We start from the raw sequence: 22,488 nt of genomic DNA, 5'->3' as shown, positions 1-22,488 counted from the left end.
CCATGCCCGTCGCCACCTGCCCCATCACCATCCGTATCCAGCAAGACGATTTCGACATCGCACGCGAGATCGCGGTCCTGACCGGGAACCGCACCGACATCGGTGCGGTCGTGAGCTTTTCCGGCATCTGCCGCGGCGACGAGGACAGCGCGAAGATCGCCGCGCTCTCGCTCGAACATTATCCTGGCATGGCGGAGGAAGAGATCAGGCGCCACGCCGACGAGGCCACCTCGCGCTGGCCTCTCAACGGCATCACGGTGATCCATCGCGTCGGCCGGTTCATGCCCGGCCAGAACATCGTGCTGGTGCTGACCGCCTCGCAGCACCGCCAGGCAGCGTTCCAGGCAGCCGAGTTCCTGATGGATTATCTCAAGACCAACGCGCCGTTCTGGAAGAAGGAAGAGAGCGCCACCGGCGCCGGCTGGGTCGAGGCACAGGCCCGCGACGACGAAGCCGCCGCACGCTGGACCCGATCCTGATGGCAACGACATCCAAAAAGACGGTGCGCGGCCGCGCCGCGCCAAAGCTCGCGAAAGTGGGCCGCGGCGAGCTTCTCACGCTGGTCGATTTCGTCCGGTATGCGGTGAGCCGCTTCAATGAGGCCAAGCTCACCTTTGCCCATGGCACGCCCGATCCAGTCGCGGAAGCGGCTTTCCTGGTCTGTGAAGCCCTGCATCTGCATCCCGAGCAGTTCGAGATCTTTGCCAACGCGCGCGTTACGGCAGCCGAGGGCAAGATCATCACCGATCTCATTCATCAGCGCGTCACCACACGCAAACCGGCGGCCTATCTCGTCAACAAGATCTACATGCGCGGCCTGCCGTTCTATGTCGACGAGCGCGTCATCGTTCCGCGCTCCTTCATCGGCGAGTTGCTGGAGTCGCATTTCGGCGGCGACGGCGAAGCCGGCTCGCTGATCGACGATCCCAGCGCCGTCGAGCGTGTGCTCGATCTCTGCACGGGGTCGGGATGCCTCGCGATCCTCGCCGCGCATCATTTTCCGAACGCCACGATCGATGCCGTCGATATCTCGAAGGGCGCGATCGACGTCGCCAGACGAAATGTCGGCGAATACGGGCTCGATGACCGGATCAGCCTGCATCGCGGCGACCTGTTCGCCCCGCTCGGTGACGCCAAATACGACCTGATCATCACCAACCCGCCTTATGTCGACGCCGAAGGCATGGCGGCGCTGCCGCCGGAATGCCGGGCCGAGCCGAAGCTCGCCTTCGACGGCGGCGCCGACGGTCTCGACGTGGTGCGCCGGATCCTGCGCGACGCGCCCGACCACCTGACGCCGGATGGCGGACTGATCTGCGAGATCGGACGGGGCCGCGAATTGGTCGACGAGGCCTTTCCTGAACTGCCGCTGCTCTGGCTCGACACCGAGGACTCCGAGGGCGAAGTGTTCTGGATCGCGGCAGCCGATCTCGGCTGATCCATCACGACGGGCCGACCTCGTCGGAACAAGTCAAATACCCCCACGTTCATCCCCCGACGAATTTTCTCGCACTCGGAGGATAACCGCATGCTTGCGCCATCGGGCGAATTGCTGCGCGCCGGCGTCGCGCTCAAGCTCAACCATCTCAAGCGCGCCGCCCAGTCCTATGCCCGCGACCGGAGCAATCAGGCCACGGGGCGCATGACGTCGTACGCGGCTGCGGCCGGACTGCTTGCGGGTGCGGGCTTGTTCGTCGTTGCAGCCTTCTTCGTCGGCCTGATCGCGCTGTACCGCTGGGTTGCAATCCATTACGGGCAATTTTGGGGGTTCGGCGCCGTCGGCGGCGTGCTCCTCGTCCTGGCCGCCGCCTGCGCCGGCGTGGCCATGGCTCAGATGAAGCGCAAGACCAAGCCGATCGTGCCGCTCGCCAGCCGCCTGCGGGTGGCTATCGCCACCCCGCGCATCCCGCGCGGAACGGTGAAGGAGGCGGTGAAGGAGGTCGCGACCACAATTCCCCTGGCGCCGCTCGCGCCGGGCGACCGAGGACATGAACCAAGACATGGCGGCAGCACGTGGCCGGCTCGGTCCAACCGGCCCGTGCAACTCGGGCTGATGCTCGCGGCCGTTGGGCTGGTCGGGCTCACGGCCGCGCGCCGGCGGCGTCACGGCCACCGAGCGGATGCCTAGAAATGCGTATGCGGCGCGCCGAGCAATTCGACAGCTGGCTGTTAGTGGCAGCCACGACCGTGTTCGTGCTCACCGCGGAACGGTATTTCCAGGATTCTGGCATGATCCGGCCGGGACCTCCGCAAGACCACCGCAACGGCGAGGCGAATTCGCCGGAAACCAGCCCGACGGGCGCAGCCTCGCAGCCCGGCCGCGGCCGCCGCGCGAAAAGCCCGTTCGCGATCCCGTGGGCAGGCTGGAAGGACATCCTCTGGCGCACCTATCAGCGCATCGACGAGGATCGCCTGCTCGCCACCGCCGGCGGCGTCGTCTTTTTCGGACTGCTCGCGATCTTTCCCGCCATCACGGCTCTGGTTTCATTCTATGGCCTGTTCGCCGATCCCTCGACGATCAGTTCCAACCTGCAATCGCTCGCGATGATGCTGCCCGAGGGTGCGTTCCAGATCGTCGAGGACCAGGTGGCGCGCGTCGTGTCGAACGGCGGTGCGACCCTTGGTGTCACTTTCCTGTTTGGCCTCGTGCTCGCGATCTGGAGCGCCAATGCCGGCGTCAAAGCCATCTTCGACGCCCTCAACGTCGCCTATGAGGAGCGTGAAAAGCGCAGCTTCGTCCGGCTGAACACGGTCTCGCTGGCCTTCACGGTCGGCGGCATCGTTGCCCTGCTGCTGATGGTCGGCGCCGTCGTCGCCTTCCCGCTCGCGCTCAACCACCTCGGCATGGCGCCCGAAAGCAAGCTGATCGTGGCGCTGGCGCGATGGCCGGTGCTGTTCGTCATTCTCCTTGCGGCGCTCGCCGTCCTCTACCGCTTCGCGCCCAGCCGCGATGCCCCGCGCTGGCAATGGCTGAGCCTCGGCTCGGTAACGGCCGCTATCCTCTGGATCGCCGGCTCGGCGCTGCTGTCCTGGTATCTCTCGGAATTCGCCAATTACAACGCGACCTACGGTTCGCTCGGCGCTGCGATTGGCTTGATGATGTGGATGTGGATGTCGGCCATCGTCATCATGTTCGGGGCCGAACTGAATTCGGAGATCGAACGGCAGACCCTGCGCGACACGACCACCGGGGCGCCCAAGCCGCTTGGGACCCGCCAGGCCGTCTCGGCCGACACGGTCGGCGCTGCGGCGCCATCCTGACGCGATGGTCAGGCCAAAGCCGGCCTGACCATGTCTTGACCACAATCAGCGCTTGGTGATCACCGCCTCCAGATATTCGCTGTGCACGACCACCGTGCCGTCATCGGCATGATTGAACTCACCGAGCAGGGTCATGAGATCGTGCCGCAGCGCGGCCTGGGCGGTCTCGTCGAGCGCCGCGAAGGCCTTCAGCATCGGGCCATAATAGGATTTGAAGACGTCGAGCCAGTGGTCGGGCGAGCGATAGCGGAACACGAACATGCGCGGCTCGGCTGCGATCTCCGAGGCCGCGCCGCCGAACATTTCCTCAAGTCGAGCCTGCGTGCCCCACAGCGCCGGCGACTTCACACCGGCCGGCGGAGGCAAATGCTTGCCGATGATCTTGAACAGTTGGCCGATGAAGCCCTGTGGAGTCCAGTTGGCAAGGCCGATCTTGCCGCCGGATTTGCAGACCCGCGCGAGCTCGGAGGCCGCCTGGTCCTGGTCGGGCGTGAACATCACTCCGAAGGTCGAGAGCACGACATCGTAGCTCGCATCGGCAAAGGGGAGCGCTTCGGCGTCCGCTTCGCGAAATTCGACCGTTAGATGGTCCGCCGCCGCCCGCTCCTGTCCACGCTCGAGCAGCGCTGGCACGTAATCGGTGGATGTAACGTCACACCAGCGTCGTGCGGCGGCCAGCGTCGCATTGCCATTGCCGGCGGCGACGTCCAGCACCTTGCTGCCAGCGCGTAAATCCAAGGCCTCACAAAGCTGCTCGCCGACGATCTGCAAGGTGGTGCCGACGATGGCATAGTCGCCGGACGACCACGCAACGTGCTGGCGCTGCTTCAGGGCAGCAAGGTCGGGTTGGGCGGCGGCCGGCTTGAGAGCTGTGGATGTCGACATGGCAATCTCCTGCGGTTGAAAACGCCGGGACGATAGGGCGCATGTGGCCTTCTGGCCTTGAGACCGGCGTTATTTTAGGCTGAGAGCACCTTGATTTCCGGGTGTGGACCGGGGCGCAGCGTGGCGCATCGATTTGAGGATTTCGTGCTCGATCCCGAGCGGCGCGAGCTGCGGCGGTCGGGTGCGCTCGTCTCCCTTGAGCCCCAGGTGTTCGACCTCCTGCTGTATCTGGTCCGCAACCGCGAACGCGTGGTGACGCGGGACAATCTGCTCGATGCGATTTGGAACGGCCGCGTCGTCTCGGAATCGACACTGACCAGCCGGATCAACGCTGCGCGGCGCGCGGTCAACGACACTGGCGAGCAGCAGCGGTTGATCCGCACCATTGCGCGCAAGGGCGTGCGGTTCGTCGGCGATGTGACTGAACTCACCGAGGCGACAAAGCCGGCTGCTGCGATCAAGCCGGCTGCTCCGACACCGGCGGGCTTGCCGCTGCCCGACCGTCCCGCGATCGCCGTCCTGCCCTTCACCAATATGAGCGGCGAGGCCGAGCAAGATTATTTTTCCGATGGCATCAGCGAGGACATTATCACTGCGCTGTCCAGGTTGCGTTGGTTCTTCGTCATCGCGCGCAACTCCTCCTTCATCTACAAGGGCCGTACGGTTCACCTGCGGCAGGTCGCTGAGGAGCTCGGCGTGCGTTATGTCGTGGAGGGCAGCGTTCGCAAGGAGGGCGACCGCGTCCGCATCACCGCGCAGCTCAACGACACCGCCACCGGCAGCCATCTCTGGGCCGAACGCTACGACCGCAAGCTCGCCGATGTCTTCGCCGTGCAGGACGAGATCACCGAACAGATCGTCGCCGCGATCGAGCCGCAGCTCTACGCTGCGGAAAATTTTCGCGCCCAGCGCAAGGCGCCCGAGAGCATGGATGCTTGGGATCTGCTGATGCGCGCGCTCTCCCACTATTGGCGCGTGACACGGCAGGACCACCTGGTCGCACAGGCCCTGCTCGAAAAGGCCATCGCACTCGACCCCAACTACGGCAAGGCGCTCGGACTGCTCGGCACCAGCTACATGTTCACGGCGCATATGGGCTGGATGGATATGACCGCGGCAATGCCGGCCGCCGAGCGTGCGGCGCGGGCCGCGATTCGCGCCGACGACGAGGATGCCTGGGCCCATAATGCGCTCGGCCATGTCGATCTGTTCGCGCGGCGATTCGACGATTCGCTTGCCGAATTCGAGACCGCGCTGCGGCTCAATCCAAACTTTGCGCTAGCGCAGGGCTATTATGGCCTGGCGCTGGGCTATTGCGGGCGCTGGCAGGATGCCGACGAGGCCGCGCGCCGCGCCATCCGTCTCAGTCCGCGCGACCCCTATGCCCCCGTCTATTTCGGCATCGCCGCCTATGCCCGTTTTCTTGGCGGCGACGACGAGGAGGCCATCCGGCTCGCCCAGGAGGCCTTGCGCCAGCGTAGCGACTTCGTCGGCGCGCACCGGGTACTGACTGCGGCCGCCGGCATGGCGGGTCACGGCGAGCTTGCCCGTGCGGCGCTGAAGGAACTCTGCCGCGCCCAGCCGAACGTCTCGCTCGCCTGGATCGCAGAGTTCATGCCGATCAAGCTCGCCCCCGACCGCGAGCGCTATCTGGAAGGTTTTCGCCGGGCTGGCCTGACTTGAGCCGCAAGAGAGCCGCTATCCCCTCGAATCAACAATGATGTTAAGCTTATGCCGCTTGGGGGAGCATGCGGCGTGACGGGTTCGAGACGCCGCCCGTATTTTCCCGGTCAGGCAGTCAGCTCTTGAGGCGTAACGCGCGGCATGATTCGTATCTCGACGATCTTCATCGCCATCTGCATGGTCCTGGTCGCCGCCTCGCTCGGGCTCGTGCTCTACGCGGTCGCCGGCATCAGCGGAACCGAATCCGCGATCGTGGCGCTGACGGCGCTGACCTTCCTGATCCTCTACAATGCAGTGTCGATGCGGTTGCGCGACCGCAACGACGTCGGCGGCCAGATCGCCGACCTTTCGCGCGGCACCGCAGATCTCGCCCGCCAGGTCGCCGAGTTCGGCCGCCGGCTTGCCACGATCGAAGCACGCATCGCCTCCTCCAATTCGACCAACTCAGACCGCATTCAATCGGTGATCGGCGAGATCAACGAGCTCGGCGGATTGGTGAGGCAGCTCGCCACCACCGTGTCGGCCCATGAGGATCTGATGGCCGGCAACGCGCCGGTGCCGGCCCCAGCTCCGGTCGCAAGGCAGGAGCCGGACGCGCCGCTCGACCTGATGGCCCCGTTCGAAGAGGAGCGGCCGGCTGCCCCTCCCCCGGCGCCCGCGCCGCCGCCGCGGCCGGCAACACCGGCGATCCAGACCCAGACCGCCACTCCGGTTCAGACGGCAAACGGCCGCAACCAGACCCAATTGCTGGCGACGCTCCGCAACGCGATCGACGAGAACCGCATCGACATCTTCCTCCAGCCGATGGTGACGCTGCCGCAGCGCAAGGTCCGCTTCTACGAGGCCGTGACGCGCCTGCGCGACGAGCGCGACCAACTGGTGGCGGCCGAGGAGTTCATCAGCATCGCGGAGGCCTCCGGCCTGATCGGGCGCATCGACAACATGGTGATGCTGCGCTGCGTGCAGGTGCTGCGACGCCTGATGGTACGCAACAAGGAGGTCGGCGTATTCTGCAACGTCGCAGCTTCCACGCTCGGGAATTCCACGACCTTCGCGCAATACCTCGATTTCCTCGAAGCCAATCGGGCGCTGGCGCCCTCGCTGGTGCTGGAATTCAAGCAATCGACCTTCCGCAATCTCGGTCCGGTCGAGACTGAGAATCTCGCCGCGCTCGCCCAGCGCGGCTTCCGTTTCTCGATCGACCATGTCACCGATTTGCGTATCGAACCGCGCGAGCTCGCCCATCGCGGCGTGCGCTTCATCAAGGTGCCTGCCTCGCTCCTGCTCGACCCCAGGCAGGCTTCGGCCTCGGACATCCACCCGTCCGACCTCTCCGACCTGCTCGGCCGCTTCGGCATCGACCTGATCGCCGAGCGCATCGAGGGCGAGCGCGCCGTGATCGACCTGCTCGACTATGACGTGCGGTTCGGCCAGGGGTTCCTGTTCGCGCCGCCCCGGCCATTGCGGCCAGAGGGGTCATCTGCTACCGCCGCGCCGAACCAGGCACAGGACACTCAGGGATCCAATGGCTCCGGCATACCCAGCTCAGGCGCGACGTCGGCTGCGTCTGCGCCACAGCGCGTCACCGGCAACGCCGCGCTCGCGCGCCGCATCTGATCGGCCGCACGCATCATGACCACGCTGCATTTCGCCGAAAGCCTGCGTGAACTCGTGGCGGGCGTGGACGTCGTGCTCAGCGACATCTGGGGCGTGGTCCATAACGGTCTCGAAGCCTTCCCCGAAGCCTGCGAGGCACTGCACACCTATCGCAGCCGCGGCGGTACGGTGATCCTGATCACCAACGCGCCGCGCCCGGCCGACTCCGTGCAGCGGCAGTTGCGCAAGCTAGGCGTCGCCGACGAGACCTATGACGCGATCGTGTCGTCAGGCGACCTGACGCGGCTCTATGTCGCCGACCATCCCGGCCGCAAGATGTTCTGGCTCGGCCCCGAGCGCGACAACTCGATCTATCGCGGCCTCGATGCGGTGACCGCGCCGCTGGAGGAGGCGGATTACATCGTCTGCACCGGCCTCTATGACGACGAGACCGAGACGGCGGAAGACTATCGCGGCATGATGCTGAAGGCGCGCGAGCGCAAGCTGACGCTGGTTTGTGCCAACCCCGACATCGTGGTGGAACGCGGCGACCGGCTGATCTATTGCGCCGGCGCGATCGCGGAGCTCTATCGCGAGCTCGGCGGCGAGGTGATCTTCTACGGCAAGCCGCACCGGCCGATCTATGAGCGCGCGATGGCGCTCGCCGGCGAACGCCAGGGCCACCAGATCGACCGTAAAAAGGTGCTCGCGATCGGCGATTCCGTCCGGACCGACCTCACCGGCGCGCGCGCGTTCGGCATCGATTGTCTGTTCGTGACCCGCGGCATCCATGCCGAGGAGTTCGAGGGTCTCGACCAGCTCGACCCGGCTTCGGTGCTGGAATTGTTCGGCCATCCCCCGAAGGCGCTGATGCGCGAACTGAAGTGGTAGCGAGTTGATCCTCATTCCCGGTTGATATGGGGCGTCGATTCCGGAACGTCGAACCCGACGCAGAAAGCCCGGGACAATCGCCCGGGCCTTCCGAATTCAACCGATGGCTTCGATCGCGCCTTACGCGCTCGCCATGTCCGGGAAGACCGCCTCGATCTTGGTCTTCAGCGTCGCCGCGTTGAACGGCTTGACGATGTAGTTGTTCACCCCGGCCTTCTTGGCCGCGATCACGTTCTCGGTCTTTGATTCGGCCGTGATCATGATGAAAGGCGTGGTGGCGAGGTTCGGATCCGCGCGCACTTCGCGCAGCAGGTCGTAACCCGTCATCGGCTCCATGTTCCAGTCGGAAATCACGAGCCCGTACTTCTTGCCGCGCATCTTGTTCAGCGCTGCCGAACCGTCGCTTGCATCATCGATATTCTCGAAGCCAAGCTGCTTCAGGAGGTTCCTGATGATACGGATCATGGTGCTGTAGTCGTCAACCACCAGAACCGACATCGACAAATCAACCGCCATCTCGACTCCCCCAACGCAAACCAGGAAATATTACGATCGGACCAGCCGGGCCGGAGCCCCGCGGTTCCATGCCCAAGGACTAGCACCAAGGCGTTAAACAGCGCGTTAACTGGCAACGCCCCCGGTGGACTGAAATCGCTTTCGATGCGGCCGCCCCCTCCCGCTTGACTTCATCCGGCCCGTCGCGCCACGGTCCCGGCCGGTCCCGCCGGTTCGAGATTCCCCTGATGGCTCCGCATTTTACCATTATCCGCGACACCACGCCGGACTCCGCCATTGCAAGGGGGGCCGTGGTCGCCATGGGCAATTTCGACGGCGTTCATCTCGGCCATCGCGCCGTGATCGCTGCAGCCCTGGAAATGGGCCGGCTACATGGCCGCCCTGCGCTGGCATTGACCTTCGAGCCGCATCCGCGCCGGTTTTTCAGCCCCAACACCCCGCAATTCCGCCTGACGGACGAGCGTGCCAAGCTGCGGCTTCTGGCCGGCACCGGACTTGACGGCGCCGTGGTCATGACCTTCGACAAGTCCCGCGCCGGGACCAGCGCGCAAGACTTCATTCACCACGACCTGATCGGGCGCCTGGGCATCGGCGGAATCGCCGTCGGCTACGACTTCCACTTCGGCAAGGGTCGGGTCGGCTCGCCGAGCCTCCTCGTCAGCGAGGCGCCCCGGCTCGGCATCGAGGTCGACGTGCAGCCGCATGTCGATATCGACGAGCGGCCGGTCTCGTCCAGCGCGATCCGGATCGCGCTCGCCGAAGGCCAACTCGACGAGGCCACGGCCATGCTCGGCGCGCCCTGGTTCATCACCGGCGAGGTCATCCACGGCGAGAAGCGCGGCCGCGACCTCGGTTATCCCACCGCCAATATCCGCCTAGATGCCAATTGCGGCCTCAAGCACGGCATCTACGCGGTGCGGGTCGGCCGCGGCGCGGAGCGGCTGGACGGGGTCGCAAGCTTCGGCCGCCGCCCGACGTTTGATAATGGTGCGCCGCTGCTGGAGATCTTCCTGTTCGACTTCAAAGGCGATCTTTACGGACAGACGCTCGACTGCGCCTTTATCGGCTTCATCCGCGAGGAGCTGAAATTCGACAGCCTGGAGGCCCTGATCCGCCAGATGGACGACGATTCCGCCCGCGCCCGCGCCATGCTCGCCGCCGCCCCGGACGCGTTTCCGAGGCTTGGTATCATCGATTGAGGTCGGAAACCGGCCCGCCGAACCTTTTGCGCTTCCCCCGCCCCCCTGCTATGGAGAGCCCATGTTTGCGCGGCGCATCATAGGGATTAGCGGCCCGGCTTCCGCCTGAGCCTTCGGCTCGGCGCAAGACCGGGATGTTGTCGTTTCACCCGCGATTCCGCATCGCCATCCGTTCCCGCGCCCTTCCGAGCCAGTCAGCCTCATGTCCGACAAGCCACAAAAGTCCCAAAAATCCGAAGCCAAAGACTATTCGAAAACCCTGTTCCTGCCACAGACCGAATTCCCGATGCGCGCCGGCCTGCCGCAGCGCGAGCCGGAGCTGCTGAAATACTGGAACGACATCGGCCTTTACGACAAGCTGCGCCAGGAAGCCAAGGGCCGCGCCAAATTCGTGCTGCATGACGGCCCGCCCTACGCCAATGGCAACATCCATATCGGCCACGCGCTGAACAAGATCCTCAAGGACGTCGTGACCAAGAGCCAGCAGATGCTCGGCTTCGACTCCAACTATGTGCCTGGCTGGGACTGCCACGGCCTGCCGATCGAATGGAAGATCGAGGAAGAGAACTACCGCTCCAAGGGCAAGCAGAAGCCCGACTTCCGCGACTCCGCTGCGATGGTGGCGTTCCGGAAAGAATGCCGCGCCTATGCGACACACTGGATCAACGTGCAGCGCGAGGAATTCAAGCGCCTCGGCATCATCGGCGACTGGGATCATCCCTACCAGACGATGAGCTATCCCGCCGAAGCGCAGATCGCCCGCGAGCTGATGAAGTTCGCCGCCAACGGGACGCTGTATCGCGGCTCCAAGCCGGTGATGTGGAGCGTGGTCGAGAAGACCGCGCTCGCCGAGGCCGAGGTCGAGTACGAGGACTACACCTCCGACATGGTGTGGGTGAAGTTTCCCGTCACGTCCCCGGCCCATGGTGCGCTCGCCAATGCTTCGGTCGTGATCTGGACCACCACGCCGTGGACACTGCCCGGCAACCGCGCGATCTCGTTCTCACCGAAGATCGCCTACGGCCTCTACAAGGTGACGGATGCGGCCGCGGACAATTGGGCGAAGACCGGCGATCTCCTGATCCTGGCCGACGCGCTTGCCACAGAGGTGTTCAAGCAGGCGCGCGTCACGGCCTATGAGAAGCTGCGCGACATTCCCGGCGACACCTTGGACGCCGTGGAGTGCGCCCATCCCTTGCGCGGCCTCGATGGCGGCTACGAGTTTATCGTGCCGCTGCTCGCCGGCGAGCATGTTACGGACGATACCGGCACCGGATTCGTGCACACCGCGCCGAGCCACGGCCGCGAAGACTTCGACGTCTGGATGGCCAATACCCGCGAGCTCGATGAGCGCTGCATCTCGACCGCTATCCCCTACACTGTCGACGAGAACGGCGCCTATACCGCGCAGGCCCCCGGCTTCACCGGCAAGCGCGTGCTCAACGACAAGGGTGAGAAGGGCGATGCCAATGAAGCCGTGATCAAGGCGTTGATCGAGGCCGGCAAGCTGCTCGCGCGCGGCCGCCTCAAGCACCAATATCCGCATTCCTGGCGCTCGAAGAAGCCGGTGATCTTCCGCAACACGCCGCAATGGTTCATCGCGATGGACAAGGACATCAGCGAGAACGGCCATGCCAACAAGGGCGATACACTGCGGGCCCGCGCGCTGCATGCGATCTCGGTCACACAATGGGTGCCGCCGTCGGGTGAGAACCGCATCAACGGCATGATCGCCAACCGTCCGGACTGGGTGATCTCGCGCCAGCGCGCCTGGGGCGTTCCGATCGCCGTGTTCGTGCGCGAGAAGAGCGACGGCTCGGCCGAGATCTTGCAGGACGAGATCGTCAATCAGCGCATCACTGAAGCCTTCATGGAGGAAGGCGCCGACGCCTGGTACATGGAAGGCGCCCGCGAGCGCTTCCTTGGATCGCGCGCGAAGGAAGACTGGAAGAAGATCGACGACATCTGCGACGTCTGGTTCGATTCCGGCTCCACACATGCCTTCGTGCTCGAGGATCGCCAGAACTTCCCGCAGCTCGGCAATATCGTCCGCAAGGTCGATGGCGGCGACGACACCGTGATGTATCTGGAAGGCAGCGACCAGCATCGCGGCTGGTTTCATTCCTCGCTGCTGGAAAGCGCGGGCACGCGCGGCCGCGCGCCCTACGACATCGTGCTCACCCACGGCTTCACGCTCGACGAGAACGGCCGCAAGATGTCGAAGTCGATCGGCAACACCGTCGAGCCGCAGAAGGTGATCAAGGATTCGGGCGCGGATATCCTGCGCCTGTGGGTCTGCGCCACCGACTATGCCGACGACCAGCGCATCGGCCCGGAGATCCTGAAGAACACGATCGAGACCTATCGCAAGCTGCGCAACACCGTGCGCTGGATGCTGGGAACGCTGGATCACTACAAGCCGGCCGACGCAGTCGCGCCCGCCGACATGCCCGAGCTCGAACGGCTGATGCTGCACGAGCTCGCGGTCCGTGCTGCCGTCGTCCGCAAGGCCTATCAGGAGTTCGACTACAAGACCGTGGTCGCAACCTTGTCCGCCTTCCTGAACAGTGAGCTCTCCGCGTTCTATTTCGACATCCGCAAGGACACGCTGTATTGCGATCCGCCGTCCTCGCCGACGCGCAAGGCGGCGCTGACCACGATCGATCTGTTGTGCAGCTCGATCCTGAAATGGCTGGCGCCGATCCTCAGCTTCACCGCGGAGGAAGCCTGGCGCATGTACAGGCCCAACGCCGAGCCCTCGGTTCATCTGACGCAGTTTCCCGACGACCTCGAAAGCTTTCGCGACGACACGCTCGCCGCGAACTGGGAAGCGATCCGCAACGTCCGCCGCGTCGTCACCGGTGCGCTGGAGCTCGAACGCGCCGCCAAGAACATCGGCTCGTCGCTGGAGGCCTCGCCGGTCATCTATGTCGCCGACCGCGACATGCTTGCAACCCTGTTCGACACCGACCTCGCCGAGATCTGCATCACTTCGAACTACGAGGTGCGCGAGGGCGAGGCGCCGGCTTCCGCATTCCGTCTCGATGCCGTGCCAGGCGTCGCAGTCGTGGTGGAGAAGGCGGTCGGCACCAAGTGCGCCCGCTCCTGGAAGATTTCGCCGGCGGTGGGTGAAGACCCCGAATACCCCGACGTCACCCCGCGCGACGCCAAGGCGCTGCGTGAATGGAAGGCCCTGGGGGTCAGCGTTTAACTCTGCGTCGTCCCGGCGAAGGCCGGGACCCATAACCACGACCGCCAATTGCAGCGAAGGCCGATGACCACGAGTCCCTCAAACAACTTCCGCCTCGGAGTATGGGTCCCGGCCTTCGCCGGGACGACGGCGGTGTTTGTGGTGGCGACAGAGATCTCCCCTGCATGACCCCGCTCCGCGCCGGCATCCTCGCGGCCCTGGTCACGCTCGTGGCCGACCAGGCCTCAAAGCTCTGGCTGCTGAACGTGTTCGACCTCGCCCGTCGCGGCGCGGTCGAGGTGACGCCGTTCTTCGACCTGGTGCTGGCCTGGAACATCGGCATCAGCTTCGGCTGGCTCCAGAACGACGGCCAGGCTGCGCAAATGGCGCTGATGGCCGTCAAGGTCCTCGCCGTGGTCGCGCTGGCGATCTGGATGGCCCGCTCGCACACCCTGCTGGCAACCATCGCCCTCGGCCTGATCATCGGCGGCGCCATCGGAAATGGCATCGACCGCCTGGCCTACGGCGCGGTGGTCGATTTCGCCCTGTTTCACGTCGAGATCGGCGGAAAAACCTATAATTGGTACGTGTTCAACCTCGCGGACGTCGCCATCGTTGCTGGCGTGGCGGCGCTATTGTATGATTCCTTCCTGGGGGTACCCGCCGCAAAAGCGCCCTGATCCCGGCCGATACGGACCGGCAGGCGGAACCTTGCTTTTGCGAGGGATTATGCTGCGCGAGAGCGGCAAACTGCCACAATTTGGAACAGGTACAGTGATGCGCAGCTCGAAGACCAGCAGTTCGATGGTTGGAGACCCCCGGCAGGGGTTCTGGCGGGCGTTGAAATTGTCCGCTGTCGCGCTCGGCATCGGTCTCGTCATGTCGGCTGGCGCCGCTCGCGCCGGCGACGACGGCGAGGACGATGACGACATGACCTTCGAAGAGAAGCTCATCGACAATCTGATGTCCGGCATCGGCGCCAAGAGCATGGAGAAGAAGGGTATCGAATACCGCGAGCGGTCGCCGCTGGTGGTACCACCCAAGCTCGACCTGCCGCCACCCGCCGGCGTTGAAGCCAAGAACGCACCGAACTGGCCGAAGGACCCTGACGAGAGGCGCCGCAAGGAGGCCATCGCGCAGCGGAAGAAGGCCGTCAAGGCCACGGAGAGCTGGCAGGCAGGCCGGGCGTTGTCGCCCGCCGAGATGGAGGTCGGCAGGACAGCCGCACCCGAGCGCACGAGCAATGATCCTATTCAGCCGGGCACCAACGGCAATCCGTCGCTCAGCCCGGCCCAGCTCGGTTTCACCGGCGGCCTGTGGGGCATGATGTCGAACAACAAAGGCGAGGCCAAGCAATTCACGACCGAGCCGCCGCGCCAGTCACTGGTCGAGCCGCCGCCGGGCTACCAGACGCCGTCGCCGAGCTACGCCTATGGCGCCGGAGAGGACAAGACGAGGCGGACCTATTTCGACATCATGTCCGGCAAGGACAAGGAACAATAGCCTCCTGTCCCTTTGCGACATCCCGACAGACCCGGTCCCGCGCCGGCGGCTCGTGCGCGCCGGACGCGGTCTTTAATTGCTTATCAGTAACTTGCGCCCGAGTTGAGTTCTCTGCTTCGTGACGCGAAGCGTTTGCCGCACGGTGTACCATGCCGTGCCTCCGAGCCGGACATCCGGGCTCGGCCTTTCAGAAGGATCATGATGTCCTCTTACCGATCGGCTGCCCGCCTCCTTGCCGCGCTGCTTTCGACGAGTGTTCTGACGGCCGGCGCATCCCTTGCGCAGACCACGGTGACATCGGCTCCGCCCGCCAGCTTCACGCTTGCTAATGGCATGCAGGTCGTGGTGATTCCCGACCACCGCACGCCCGTCGTCACGGAAATGATCTGGTACAAGGTCGGCTCGGCGGACGAGACGCCGGGCAAGTCCGGGCTCGCGCACTTCCTCGAGCACCTGATGTTCAAGGGCACATCGAAGCATCCGGTCGGCGAATTCTCCCAGACCGTGCTCCGCGTCGGCGGCAACGAGAACGCCTCGACCTCGGTCGACTACACCAACTACTACCAGCGGGTGCCGAAAGAGCAGCTGCCGAAGATGATGGAGTTCGAGGCCGACCGCATGACCGGCCTGATCCTCAAGGACGAGAACGTGCTGCCGGAGCGTGACGTCGTGCTCGAAGAGTACAACATGCGCGTCGCCAACAATCCGGACGCGCGGCTAAACGAGCAGATCATGGCCGCGCTCTATCTCAACCATCCCTACGGCCGGCCGGTGATCGGCTGGCACCAGGAGATCGAGAAGCTCGATCGCGAGGATGCGCTAGCCTTCTACCGCCGCTTCTATGCGCCGAACAACGCGACCCTCGTGATCGCCGGCGACGTCGAGCCCGCCGACATCCGCCCGCTGGTCGAGCGCAATTTCGGGTCCATCCCGGCCCAACCGGCGATCCCGGCGCGCCGCGTCCGCCCGCAGGAGCCGGAGCCCGCGGCGCCGCGCACCGTGACCCTGGCCGATCCGCGCGTCGAGCAACCCGGTTTGCGGCGCTATTACCTGGTGCCCTCGGCGACCACGGCTGCAGCCGGCGAAAGCGCGGCCCTCGACGTGCTGGCGCAGCTGATGGGCAGCGGCAACAATTCCTATCTCTACCGCGCGCTCGTGGTCGACAAGCCGCTCGCGGTCTCCGCCAGCGCCAGCTATTCGAGCATCTCGCTCGACCCGACCCAGTTCGCGATCTCGGCTTCCCCCAAATCCGGCGTCAGCTTCGCCGAGGTCGAGCAGGTGATCGACGGCGTCATTGCCGACATCGCGCAAAATCCGATCCGTGCCGAGGATCTCGAGCGGGTCAAGACCCAGCTCATCGCCGAGGCCATCTACGCCCAGGACAACCAAGCGGTGCTGGCACGCTGGTATGGCGGTGCATTGACCACAGGCCTGTCGATCGAAGACATCCGGAGCTGGCCCGATCGCATCCGCGCCGTCACCGCCGAGCAGGTCCGCACCGTCGCGCAGAAATGGCTCGAGAAGAAGCGCTCGGTGACGGGCTATCTGATCAAGGACACCGGCGCCGCCAAGCGCGAGGAGAAGCGTTCGTGACCTATCCCTTCCTTCGACGTGTTGCATTCTCCTTTGCCACCGGCGCGGCACTCGCGCTTGCTACCGTCTCTCCGTCGCAGGCGGCTGCAAAGATCCAGCACTTGACCTCGCCGGGCGGCATCGAAGCCTGGTTCGTGCAGGATGCGACCGTGCCGCTGATCGCCATGGAATATTCCTTTGCCGGCGGCTCGGCCCAGGATCCCAAGGACAAGTCGGGCGTCGCCAATCTGGTCGGCGATCTCCTCGACGAAGGCTCCGGCGATCTCGATTCCAAGACCTTCCATGAGCGGCTCGATCGCCGCGCCATCGAGCTCTCTTTCAGCGCCACCCGCGACACGTTCCGCGGCAGCCTGCGCATGCTGCGCGACAACAAAGACGAGGCCTTCGACCTGCTGCGAAGCGCGCTGACCTCGCCGCATTTCGAAACCGCCGACGTCGAACGCATTCGCTCGCAGGTAATCTCGGGCCTGCGCCGCGAGACCACCAACCCGACCTCGCTGGCGAGCCGCAAATTCCTGGAGGTTGCCTTCGGCGATCATCCCTATAGCCGGCAGTCCAACGGCAACCTCGACAGCGTTCCAACCATCACGGTTGCCGACATGAAGGATTATGTCGCCCGCGTGCTCGCCAAGGACACGCTCAGGATCGCGGTGGTTGGCGACGTGGATCCCGATTCGCTCGGAAAGCTTCTCGACCACACGTTTGGCAGCCTGCCCGCCAAGGCTAACCTCGTGCCGGTCCCCGACGTCGAGGCCGCCAAGCCGCCGCAACGCGCCTTCGTGGCGCTCGACGTGCCCCAGACCGTGATCACCTTCGGCGGCCCCGGGGTGAAACGCAGCGATCCGAACTTCATGGCAGCCTATGTCGTCAACCACATCCTCGGCGGCGGCGGGTTGTCCTCGCGGCTCTATCGCGAGGTGCGCGAGAAGCGCGGGCTGGCCTATTCGGTGTTCGAATCGCTGCTCTGGATGGAGCATTCGGCGGTCTTCATTGGCAATACCGGCACCCGCGCCGACCGCGCCGGCGACACTATCGACGCGATCGACAAGGAAGTGCGCCGGATCGCCGAGGAAGGCCCGACGCAGAAGGAGCTCGACGAGGCCAAGTCCTACCTCAAGGGCTCGCAGATGCTGGCGCTCGACACCTCCTCGAAGCTCGCGCAGGCGCTGCTGCAATATCAGCAGGACAAGCTGCCGATCGACTATATCGAGAAGCGCAACGCCGTCGTCGATGCGGTCACCATGGACGACGCCAAGGCGGCCGCAAGGCGCCTCTGGGGCCAGGGCCTGCTGACCGTCGTCGTCGGCCGCGCTCCGCAGGCCGCGGCGCAACCGGCAGCCGCACCGGCGACGAAGTCGAACTGACGTCTTTCTTACGCTTCCTGAAATGGCCGGGCTCGCCCGGCCATTTGCATTTCGGGGCGCCATTGCCGAACTTGGGCGTCCGGGATATGTCCGGGCATCACGAATGGTGCCACCATGCTGCGGATATCCCGCGATCTCGTCATCGACGAGGACGACATCGAGATCGGCTTTGTCCGCGCCTCCGGCCCGGGCGGGCAGAACGTCAACAAGGTCGCGACCTCGGCGCAATTGCGCTTCGACACCCGGAAGCTGACGCTGCCGGAGGATGCCGCGTTGCGCCTCGCCCGGCTCGCAGGGCAGCGCATGACCAAGGACGGCGTGATCGTGATCCAGGCCCAACGCTTCCGCACGCAGGAGCGCAACCGCCAGGACGCCATCGACCGCCTTACCGAGATGCTCGGCGAAGCCATGGTCCGGCCGAAGCCGCGACGCGCGACAAAGCCGACCTTTGGCTCCAAGCAGCGCCGGCTCGAGGGCAAGAAGCGCCGCAGCGACATCAAGTCGAAGCGCGGCGGGCATTTCGACGACTAGCAGAGACTGCAAAAGAACTCCGGCCGCACGGCGACCGGAGTTCTGCCGTCTCACTCCATTGGCTAGTAGCGCTTGCCCGTGGCTGCACCGCCTGTCGCGGACTCGTCGGCCGTCCCTTTGTGTGCAGCACTGCCCGTGGTGCCAACCGTGCCCCTGGTGCCCTTCGTCGGCTTCATGCCCGTCGTCTCGCCTCCCGCGCCCGGCTGGGCGCTCATCTCCTCGTCGCCGCTGCCCATCGTGCCTTGCATGGGTTTGCTTTGCACCGTGCCGCTAGACTTGGCGCCAGACGACGTACCTTGCGCGAGAGCCGGTGTCACAATGAGGGCCGAGACGGCGCATGCGATTGCGGAGGTCTTCACCAACTTCATCCATTTCTCCTGGATTTTCGCGATGATCGGTTCGGCGGCTTGATGCGCCGTCCGCCCGAGCCGAACCAATCCATCGCGTTGAGCTCGAACGGCGCGACCGCGATGCAATCTGCCTCGTGTGGTGATCGTTTAGGGATTTGACGGCGGTTTCGCGGAATTGTCCTCCGCATATGCGGCAGCGCGGAACAACGCTGCCCGCGCGCATCTCCGCACGCAGCGAAACAGCCCGCTACTACCACGGCTTGTTTTGCCGCGCCTAGAATTTGCGCACGCTGAATTGACGTGGATGGGCGGACTTTTGACGATGCGCGCGATCGTGCTGGGGTTGTGCACCGCGATGGTGCTGGCGATGCGGGTGGCCGAGGCGCAAATGCCCTTGCCGGCTGCAAAGCCGCCGGATGGCGCGACACTGTTCAAGCAGCAATGCGCGGTGTGCCACACCATGAACCTGTCAGAACCGGTGCGGCAGGGTCCGCCGCTGGTCAGGATCGTCGGGCGGCCCGCCGGCAAGGTCGAAGGCTTTCACTATTCAGAGCCCCTCGCACAAGCAGCCTTCGCCTGGGACGAGACGAAGCTAGACGCCTGGCTGACCGATCCGCAAACCGTGATTCCCGGCGTGGTCATGGTCTACCGGCAGGCGAAGCCGGAGACGCGCGCCGCCATCATCGCCTTTCTTAAGGAGCAGAACTGAATGGCAAAGCCGGTCCATTCCATGATCCGCGCACTCGACGAGGCGCGCTCGCTCGACTTCTACCAGCGGGCCTTTGGCCTGGAAGTCACCGACCGTCTGAAGTTCGCAGACTTTGCCCTGATCTATCTGCGTCATCCCTCCTCATCCTTCGAGTTGGAGCTGACGGTCAATTTCGATCGCAAGGAGCCGTATGCGCTCGGCGACGGCTACGGACATCTCGCCGTGGTGGTCGAGGATCTCGATGCCGAGCATGCCCGCTTCGGGCGCCAGAAGCTCGCACCGGGCCCGCTGCGCGACTTCAAGCACGACGGCAAAACGCTCGCGCGCTTCTTCTTCGTCAGCGACCCCGACGGCTACAAGATAGAGGTGATCCAGCGCGGCGGACGTTTCAACTAACCAAATCAAAAATCAAGATCAACGGAGGAATGCCATGAGAGAAGTCGATCGACGAAGCAAGCACAGCCGCCGCGTCTTTCTCAAGGGCGCCGCGACCGCCGTGCCGGTCGCGGCAGTCGCGGCCAGCGTCGCCGTCAGCGTCGAGGGCGCATGGGCCGACGAGACCAGTGCGCTTTCGCCCACAACGATGAAGACGCTGCTGAAGGTCGCGCGCGACATTTATCCGCACGACGTCCTCGGCGACAGCTACTACATCACCGCGATCAAGCCGTGGGACGGCAAGGCGGCGAAGGACGCGTCCGTCAAGTCGCTGATCAGCGACGGCATCACACGGCTCGATCAGAATGCGCGTGATCGCCACAAGGTGGCTTACGCCGAAGTGCCCTGGGAAGCCGACCGCGTGGTGCTCCTGAAGGAGATCGAGCAGAGCGAGTTCTTCCAGAAGGTGCGCGGCGATCTCATCGTCTCTCTCTACAACCAAAAAGAGGTCTGGCCGCGGTTCGGCTACGAGGGCTCCTCGGCCGAGCACGGCGGCTACATCAACCGCGGCTTCGCCGACATCGACTGGCTGCCGAAGGCTTAACGTCCACCCCAACGGTTCAGGAGAACGCATATGGCAAAATTCGATCTGAACGACTCCGGCGTTGTGGTGATCGTCGGCTCCGGTGCCGGCGGCGGCACACTGGGCAACGAACTCGCACAGAAGGGCATCAAGGTCGTCATTCTCGAAGCAGGTCCCCGCATCGAAAATCAGGACTTCGTCAATGACGAGTGGGAGAGTTTCTCCCAACTCGCGTGGACCGATGCCCGCACCACATCGGGAACATGGCGCGTCGCAAAAGACTTCTCGGGTCTTCCCGCCTGGATCGTCAAAGCGGTCGGCGGCTCGACCACACACTGGGCCGGCGCATCGCTGCGGTTCGAGGAGCACGAGTTCAAGGTGAAGAGCACCTACGGCAACCTTCCCGGCGCCAACCTGCTGGACTGGCCGGTCACGCTCGCCGAGATGGAGCCGTGGTACGCCAAGGCCGAGAACAAGATGGGCGTGACCCGCACCAACGGCATTCCCGGACTTCCCGGCAACAATAACTTCAGGGTGATGGAGGCCGGCGCGAAAAAACTCGGATACAAAACCGTGCATACCGGCAACATGGCGATCAACAGCCAACCGCGCGATGGCCGCGGCGCCTGTCAGCAGATCGGCTTCTGCTTCCAGGGCTGCAAATCAGGCGCGAAATGGTCGACGCTCTACACCGAGATCCCCAAGGGCGAGGCGACCGGCAATCTTGAGGTCCGCCCCGCGAGCATGGCGGTCAAGATCGAGCATGACGCGGGCGGCAAGGTCACCGGCGTGGTGTACGCCGACGAGACTGGCGCGATGCAGCGCCAGAAGGCCCGCATCGTTGCGGTGGCCGGCAATTCGATCGAAAGCCCGCGGCTGCTGTTGAACAGCGCATCCACGATGTTTCCGGACGGCCTCGGCAATTCATCAGGCCAGGTCGGCCGCAACTACATGCGCCACATGACCGGCAGCGTCTACGCCGTGTTCGAGAAATCGGTGCACATGTATCGCGGCACCACCATGGCCGGCATCATCCGCGACGAGGCCGCAAATAATCCGAAGCGCGGCTTCGTCGGCGGGTACGAGATGGAGACATTGTCGATCGGCCTGCCCTTCATGGCGGCGTTCCTCAACCCCGGCGCCTGGGGACGCCCGTTCACCGCAGCGCTCGACGGCTATCCCCGGATGGCCGGTATGTGGCTCGTCGGCGAGGACATGGCGCAGGAAACCAACCGCATCACGCTCGATCCGACCGTGAAGGACAAGTTTGGCCAGCCGGTCGCAAGCGTGCACTTCGACGATCATCCCAACGATCTCGCGATGCGCGCTCACGCGTACAAGCAGGGTGCGGCGGTCTACGACGCCGTCGGCGCCACCGTGAGCTATCCGACACCGCCCTATCCGAGCACGCACAATCTCGGCACCAACCGGATGAGCGAGAAGCCGCGAGACGGCGTGGTCAACAAGTTCGGCCAGAGCCACGACGTCAAGAACCTGTTCGTCTCCGACGGCAGCCAGTTCACCAGCGGCGCAGCCTGCAATCCGACGCTGACCATCGTCTCGCTCGCGATCCGGCAGGCGGATTACATTGCGGGTGCGATGCAGAAGAAGGAGATTTGATCCAATCTCGTTCGTCGTCCTGGCGAAAGCCAGGACCCGTTGCCCCGGGAAGGAGTTCGGCGAAGGCTCGTTGTTCGGGACTCATACCGCCCATCGCTGATGGATTCCGCGGTATGGGTCCTGGCCTTCACCAGGACGACATCAGGGCTATTCCGCTGCATCGAGGATGGGCGCAACCGTCGTCTTGAACGCCTGCACCGGCGCTGCCGTCTTGGAGCGGTAGATCAGGCAGGAGCAGCGCAGCAACGAAGCGAAATTGTTGACCTCGCCGTGATGGTCGAGCACCTCGGTGTAGAGCGTCGTCAGGAACTTGCCGACGCTCATGTTCTCCTTGGCCGCGATCTCCTCCAGCGTGTCCCAGAATGCCATTTCCAGCCGGATCGAGGTGCAATGCCCACCGATCCGCAACGAGCGGGTCTGGGATTCGTAGTCGCCTTGGGGCTGATGCGCGAAGAGATGGCACATGGCGTCCTCCCGTCCTGTTGCCTTTTTTCGCGATGCTACACCGCAGCCCGGCACCCCACAATCGGGACGGCAGCCGGGTATTGATCCATCCAGTTGCGCGATTTTCTCGAACGTCCAATCCCTTCAATGCGATAGACGGCCCTTTTCCCCAACCCGCCATGTTCCTGTTGCCCA

General features: G+C 64.7%; 22 protein-coding genes. 18 read left to right on the top strand and 4 right to left on the bottom strand.

Going from position 1 to position 22,488, the window contains the following annotated elements; all coding sequences use genetic code 11:
• Positions 1-2 precede the first annotated feature (2 nt).
• From AC0L21_RS14685 to AC0L21_RS14670, 4 genes are all read left to right on the top strand, one after another.
• A complete protein-coding gene (locus tag AC0L21_RS14685) occupies positions 3-479 on the top strand; it encodes a molybdenum cofactor biosynthesis protein MoaE (protein ID WP_473262575.1) in 477 nt (158 codons plus the stop codon).
• A complete protein-coding gene (prmB, locus tag AC0L21_RS14680) occupies positions 479-1,438 on the top strand; it encodes a 50S ribosomal protein L3 N(5)-glutamine methyltransferase (protein ID WP_473262574.1) in 960 nt (319 codons plus the stop codon). The genes AC0L21_RS14685 and prmB overlap by 1 nt, the downstream gene beginning before the upstream one ends.
• 90 nt (positions 1,439-1,528) lie before the next feature.
• Positions 1,529-2,128, top strand: coding sequence for a phage holin family protein (locus AC0L21_RS14675; protein ID WP_473262573.1), 600 nt, complete (start codon positions 1,529-1,531; stop codon positions 2,126-2,128).
• Positions 2,129-2,130: 2 nt separating this feature from the next.
• Positions 2,131-3,261, top strand: coding sequence for a YihY/virulence factor BrkB family protein (locus AC0L21_RS14670; RefSeq protein WP_473262571.1), 1,131 nt, complete (start codon positions 2,131-2,133; stop codon positions 3,259-3,261).
• 45 nt (positions 3,262-3,306) lie between these two features.
• On the opposite strand, the gene AC0L21_RS14665 is transcribed toward AC0L21_RS14670, so the two are convergent.
• On the bottom strand, positions 3,307-4,146 hold the full coding sequence (locus tag AC0L21_RS14665; protein ID WP_473262570.1) for a class I SAM-dependent methyltransferase: 840 nt from the start codon (positions 4,144-4,146) through the stop codon (positions 3,307-3,309).
• Between the two features lie 120 nt (positions 4,147-4,266).
• Between AC0L21_RS14665 and AC0L21_RS14660 the strand changes: the two genes are divergently transcribed.
• From AC0L21_RS14660 to AC0L21_RS14650, 3 genes are all read left to right on the top strand, one after another.
• Positions 4,267-5,829, top strand: a complete 1,563-nt coding sequence (locus AC0L21_RS14660; protein WP_473262569.1) for a winged helix-turn-helix domain-containing protein — start codon at positions 4,267-4,269, stop codon at positions 5,827-5,829.
• A 141-nt stretch (positions 5,830-5,970) separates the two neighbouring features.
• Complete coding sequence (locus AC0L21_RS14655) at positions 5,971-7,446, top strand: EAL domain-containing protein (RefSeq protein ID WP_473262568.1); 1,476 nt, start codon at positions 5,971-5,973, stop codon at positions 7,444-7,446.
• Between the two features lie 15 nt (positions 7,447-7,461).
• Entirely contained in the window at positions 7,462-8,316 is an 855-nt protein-coding gene (locus tag AC0L21_RS14650; RefSeq protein ID WP_473262567.1) for a TIGR01459 family HAD-type hydrolase, read from the top strand.
• Positions 8,317-8,436: 120 nt separating this feature from the next.
• On the opposite strand, the gene AC0L21_RS14645 is transcribed toward AC0L21_RS14650, so the two are convergent.
• Positions 8,437-8,832 carry a response regulator gene (locus AC0L21_RS14645; RefSeq protein WP_007596883.1) on the bottom strand — a complete coding sequence of 132 codons (396 nt, stop codon included), beginning with the start codon at positions 8,830-8,832 and terminating at the stop codon, positions 8,437-8,439.
• 227 nt (positions 8,833-9,059) lie between these two features.
• On the opposite strand from AC0L21_RS14645, the gene AC0L21_RS14640 reads away from it, so the two are divergent.
• From AC0L21_RS14640 to arfB, 7 genes are all read left to right on the top strand, one after another.
• Complete coding sequence (locus tag AC0L21_RS14640; RefSeq protein ID WP_473262566.1) at positions 9,060-10,031, top strand: bifunctional riboflavin kinase/FAD synthetase; 972 nt, start codon at positions 9,060-9,062, stop codon at positions 10,029-10,031.
• Positions 10,032-10,233: 202 nt separating this feature from the next.
• A complete protein-coding gene (gene ileS, locus AC0L21_RS14635; RefSeq protein WP_473262564.1) occupies positions 10,234-13,242 on the top strand; it encodes an isoleucine--tRNA ligase in 3,009 nt (1,002 codons plus the stop codon).
• Between the two features lie 164 nt (positions 13,243-13,406).
• Positions 13,407-13,901, top strand: a complete 495-nt coding sequence (lspA, locus tag AC0L21_RS14630) for a signal peptidase II (protein WP_473262562.1) — start codon at positions 13,407-13,409, stop codon at positions 13,899-13,901.
• A gap of 97 nt (positions 13,902-13,998) precedes the next feature.
• Positions 13,999-14,724: a hypothetical protein gene (locus AC0L21_RS14625; protein ID WP_473262720.1), complete on the top strand. Its 726-nt coding sequence runs from the start codon at positions 13,999-14,001 to the stop codon at positions 14,722-14,724.
• 198 nt (positions 14,725-14,922) lie between these two features.
• A complete protein-coding gene (locus AC0L21_RS14620) occupies positions 14,923-16,317 on the top strand; it encodes a M16 family metallopeptidase (protein WP_473262561.1) in 1,395 nt (464 codons plus the stop codon).
• A complete protein-coding gene (locus AC0L21_RS14615; protein ID WP_473262560.1) occupies positions 16,314-17,681 on the top strand; it encodes a M16 family metallopeptidase in 1,368 nt (455 codons plus the stop codon). Before AC0L21_RS14620 ends, AC0L21_RS14615 begins: the two co-directional genes overlap by 4 nt.
• Before the next feature lie 114 nt (positions 17,682-17,795).
• Positions 17,796-18,212 carry an alternative ribosome rescue aminoacyl-tRNA hydrolase ArfB gene (arfB, locus tag AC0L21_RS14610; RefSeq protein WP_247352946.1) on the top strand — a complete coding sequence of 139 codons (417 nt, stop codon included), beginning with the start codon at positions 17,796-17,798 and terminating at the stop codon, positions 18,210-18,212.
• Positions 18,213-18,274: 62 nt separating this feature from the next.
• Here arfB and AC0L21_RS14605 read toward each other — a convergent pair whose 3' ends face one another.
• The gene (locus tag AC0L21_RS14605; RefSeq protein ID WP_473262559.1) at positions 18,275-18,580 is read right to left on the bottom strand and encodes a hypothetical protein; all 306 of its coding nucleotides are present in this window, start codon (positions 18,578-18,580) and stop codon (positions 18,275-18,277) included.
• A 304-nt stretch (positions 18,581-18,884) separates the two neighbouring features.
• On the opposite strand from AC0L21_RS14605, the gene AC0L21_RS14600 reads away from it, so the two are divergent.
• From AC0L21_RS14600 to AC0L21_RS14585, 4 genes are read left to right on the top strand one after another with little or no spacing between them, the layout of a single operon-like run.
• Entirely contained in the window at positions 18,885-19,271 is a 387-nt protein-coding gene (locus AC0L21_RS14600) for a c-type cytochrome (protein WP_473262558.1), read from the top strand.
• Entirely contained in the window at positions 19,272-19,667 is a 396-nt protein-coding gene (locus tag AC0L21_RS14595; protein WP_473262557.1) for a VOC family protein, read from the top strand. It abuts the gene before it with no gap.
• Positions 19,668-19,701: 34 nt separating this feature from the next.
• Positions 19,702-20,250: a gluconate 2-dehydrogenase subunit 3 family protein gene (locus tag AC0L21_RS14590; protein ID WP_354061512.1), complete on the top strand. Its 549-nt coding sequence runs from the start codon at positions 19,702-19,704 to the stop codon at positions 20,248-20,250.
• 30 nt (positions 20,251-20,280) lie between these two features.
• Positions 20,281-21,849: a GMC family oxidoreductase gene (locus AC0L21_RS14585; RefSeq protein WP_473262556.1), complete on the top strand. Its 1,569-nt coding sequence runs from the start codon at positions 20,281-20,283 to the stop codon at positions 21,847-21,849.
• Between the two features lie 147 nt (positions 21,850-21,996).
• Here AC0L21_RS14585 and AC0L21_RS14580 read toward each other — a convergent pair whose 3' ends face one another.
• Complete coding sequence (locus tag AC0L21_RS14580; protein ID WP_018453472.1) at positions 21,997-22,314, bottom strand: ribbon-helix-helix domain-containing protein; 318 nt, start codon at positions 22,312-22,314, stop codon at positions 21,997-21,999.
• Positions 22,315-22,488: the final 174 nt, after the last annotated feature.

Source organism: Bradyrhizobium sp. WSM4873, assembly GCF_055811355.1.
This window is presented reverse-complemented; position numbering and strand designations above follow the sequence as displayed.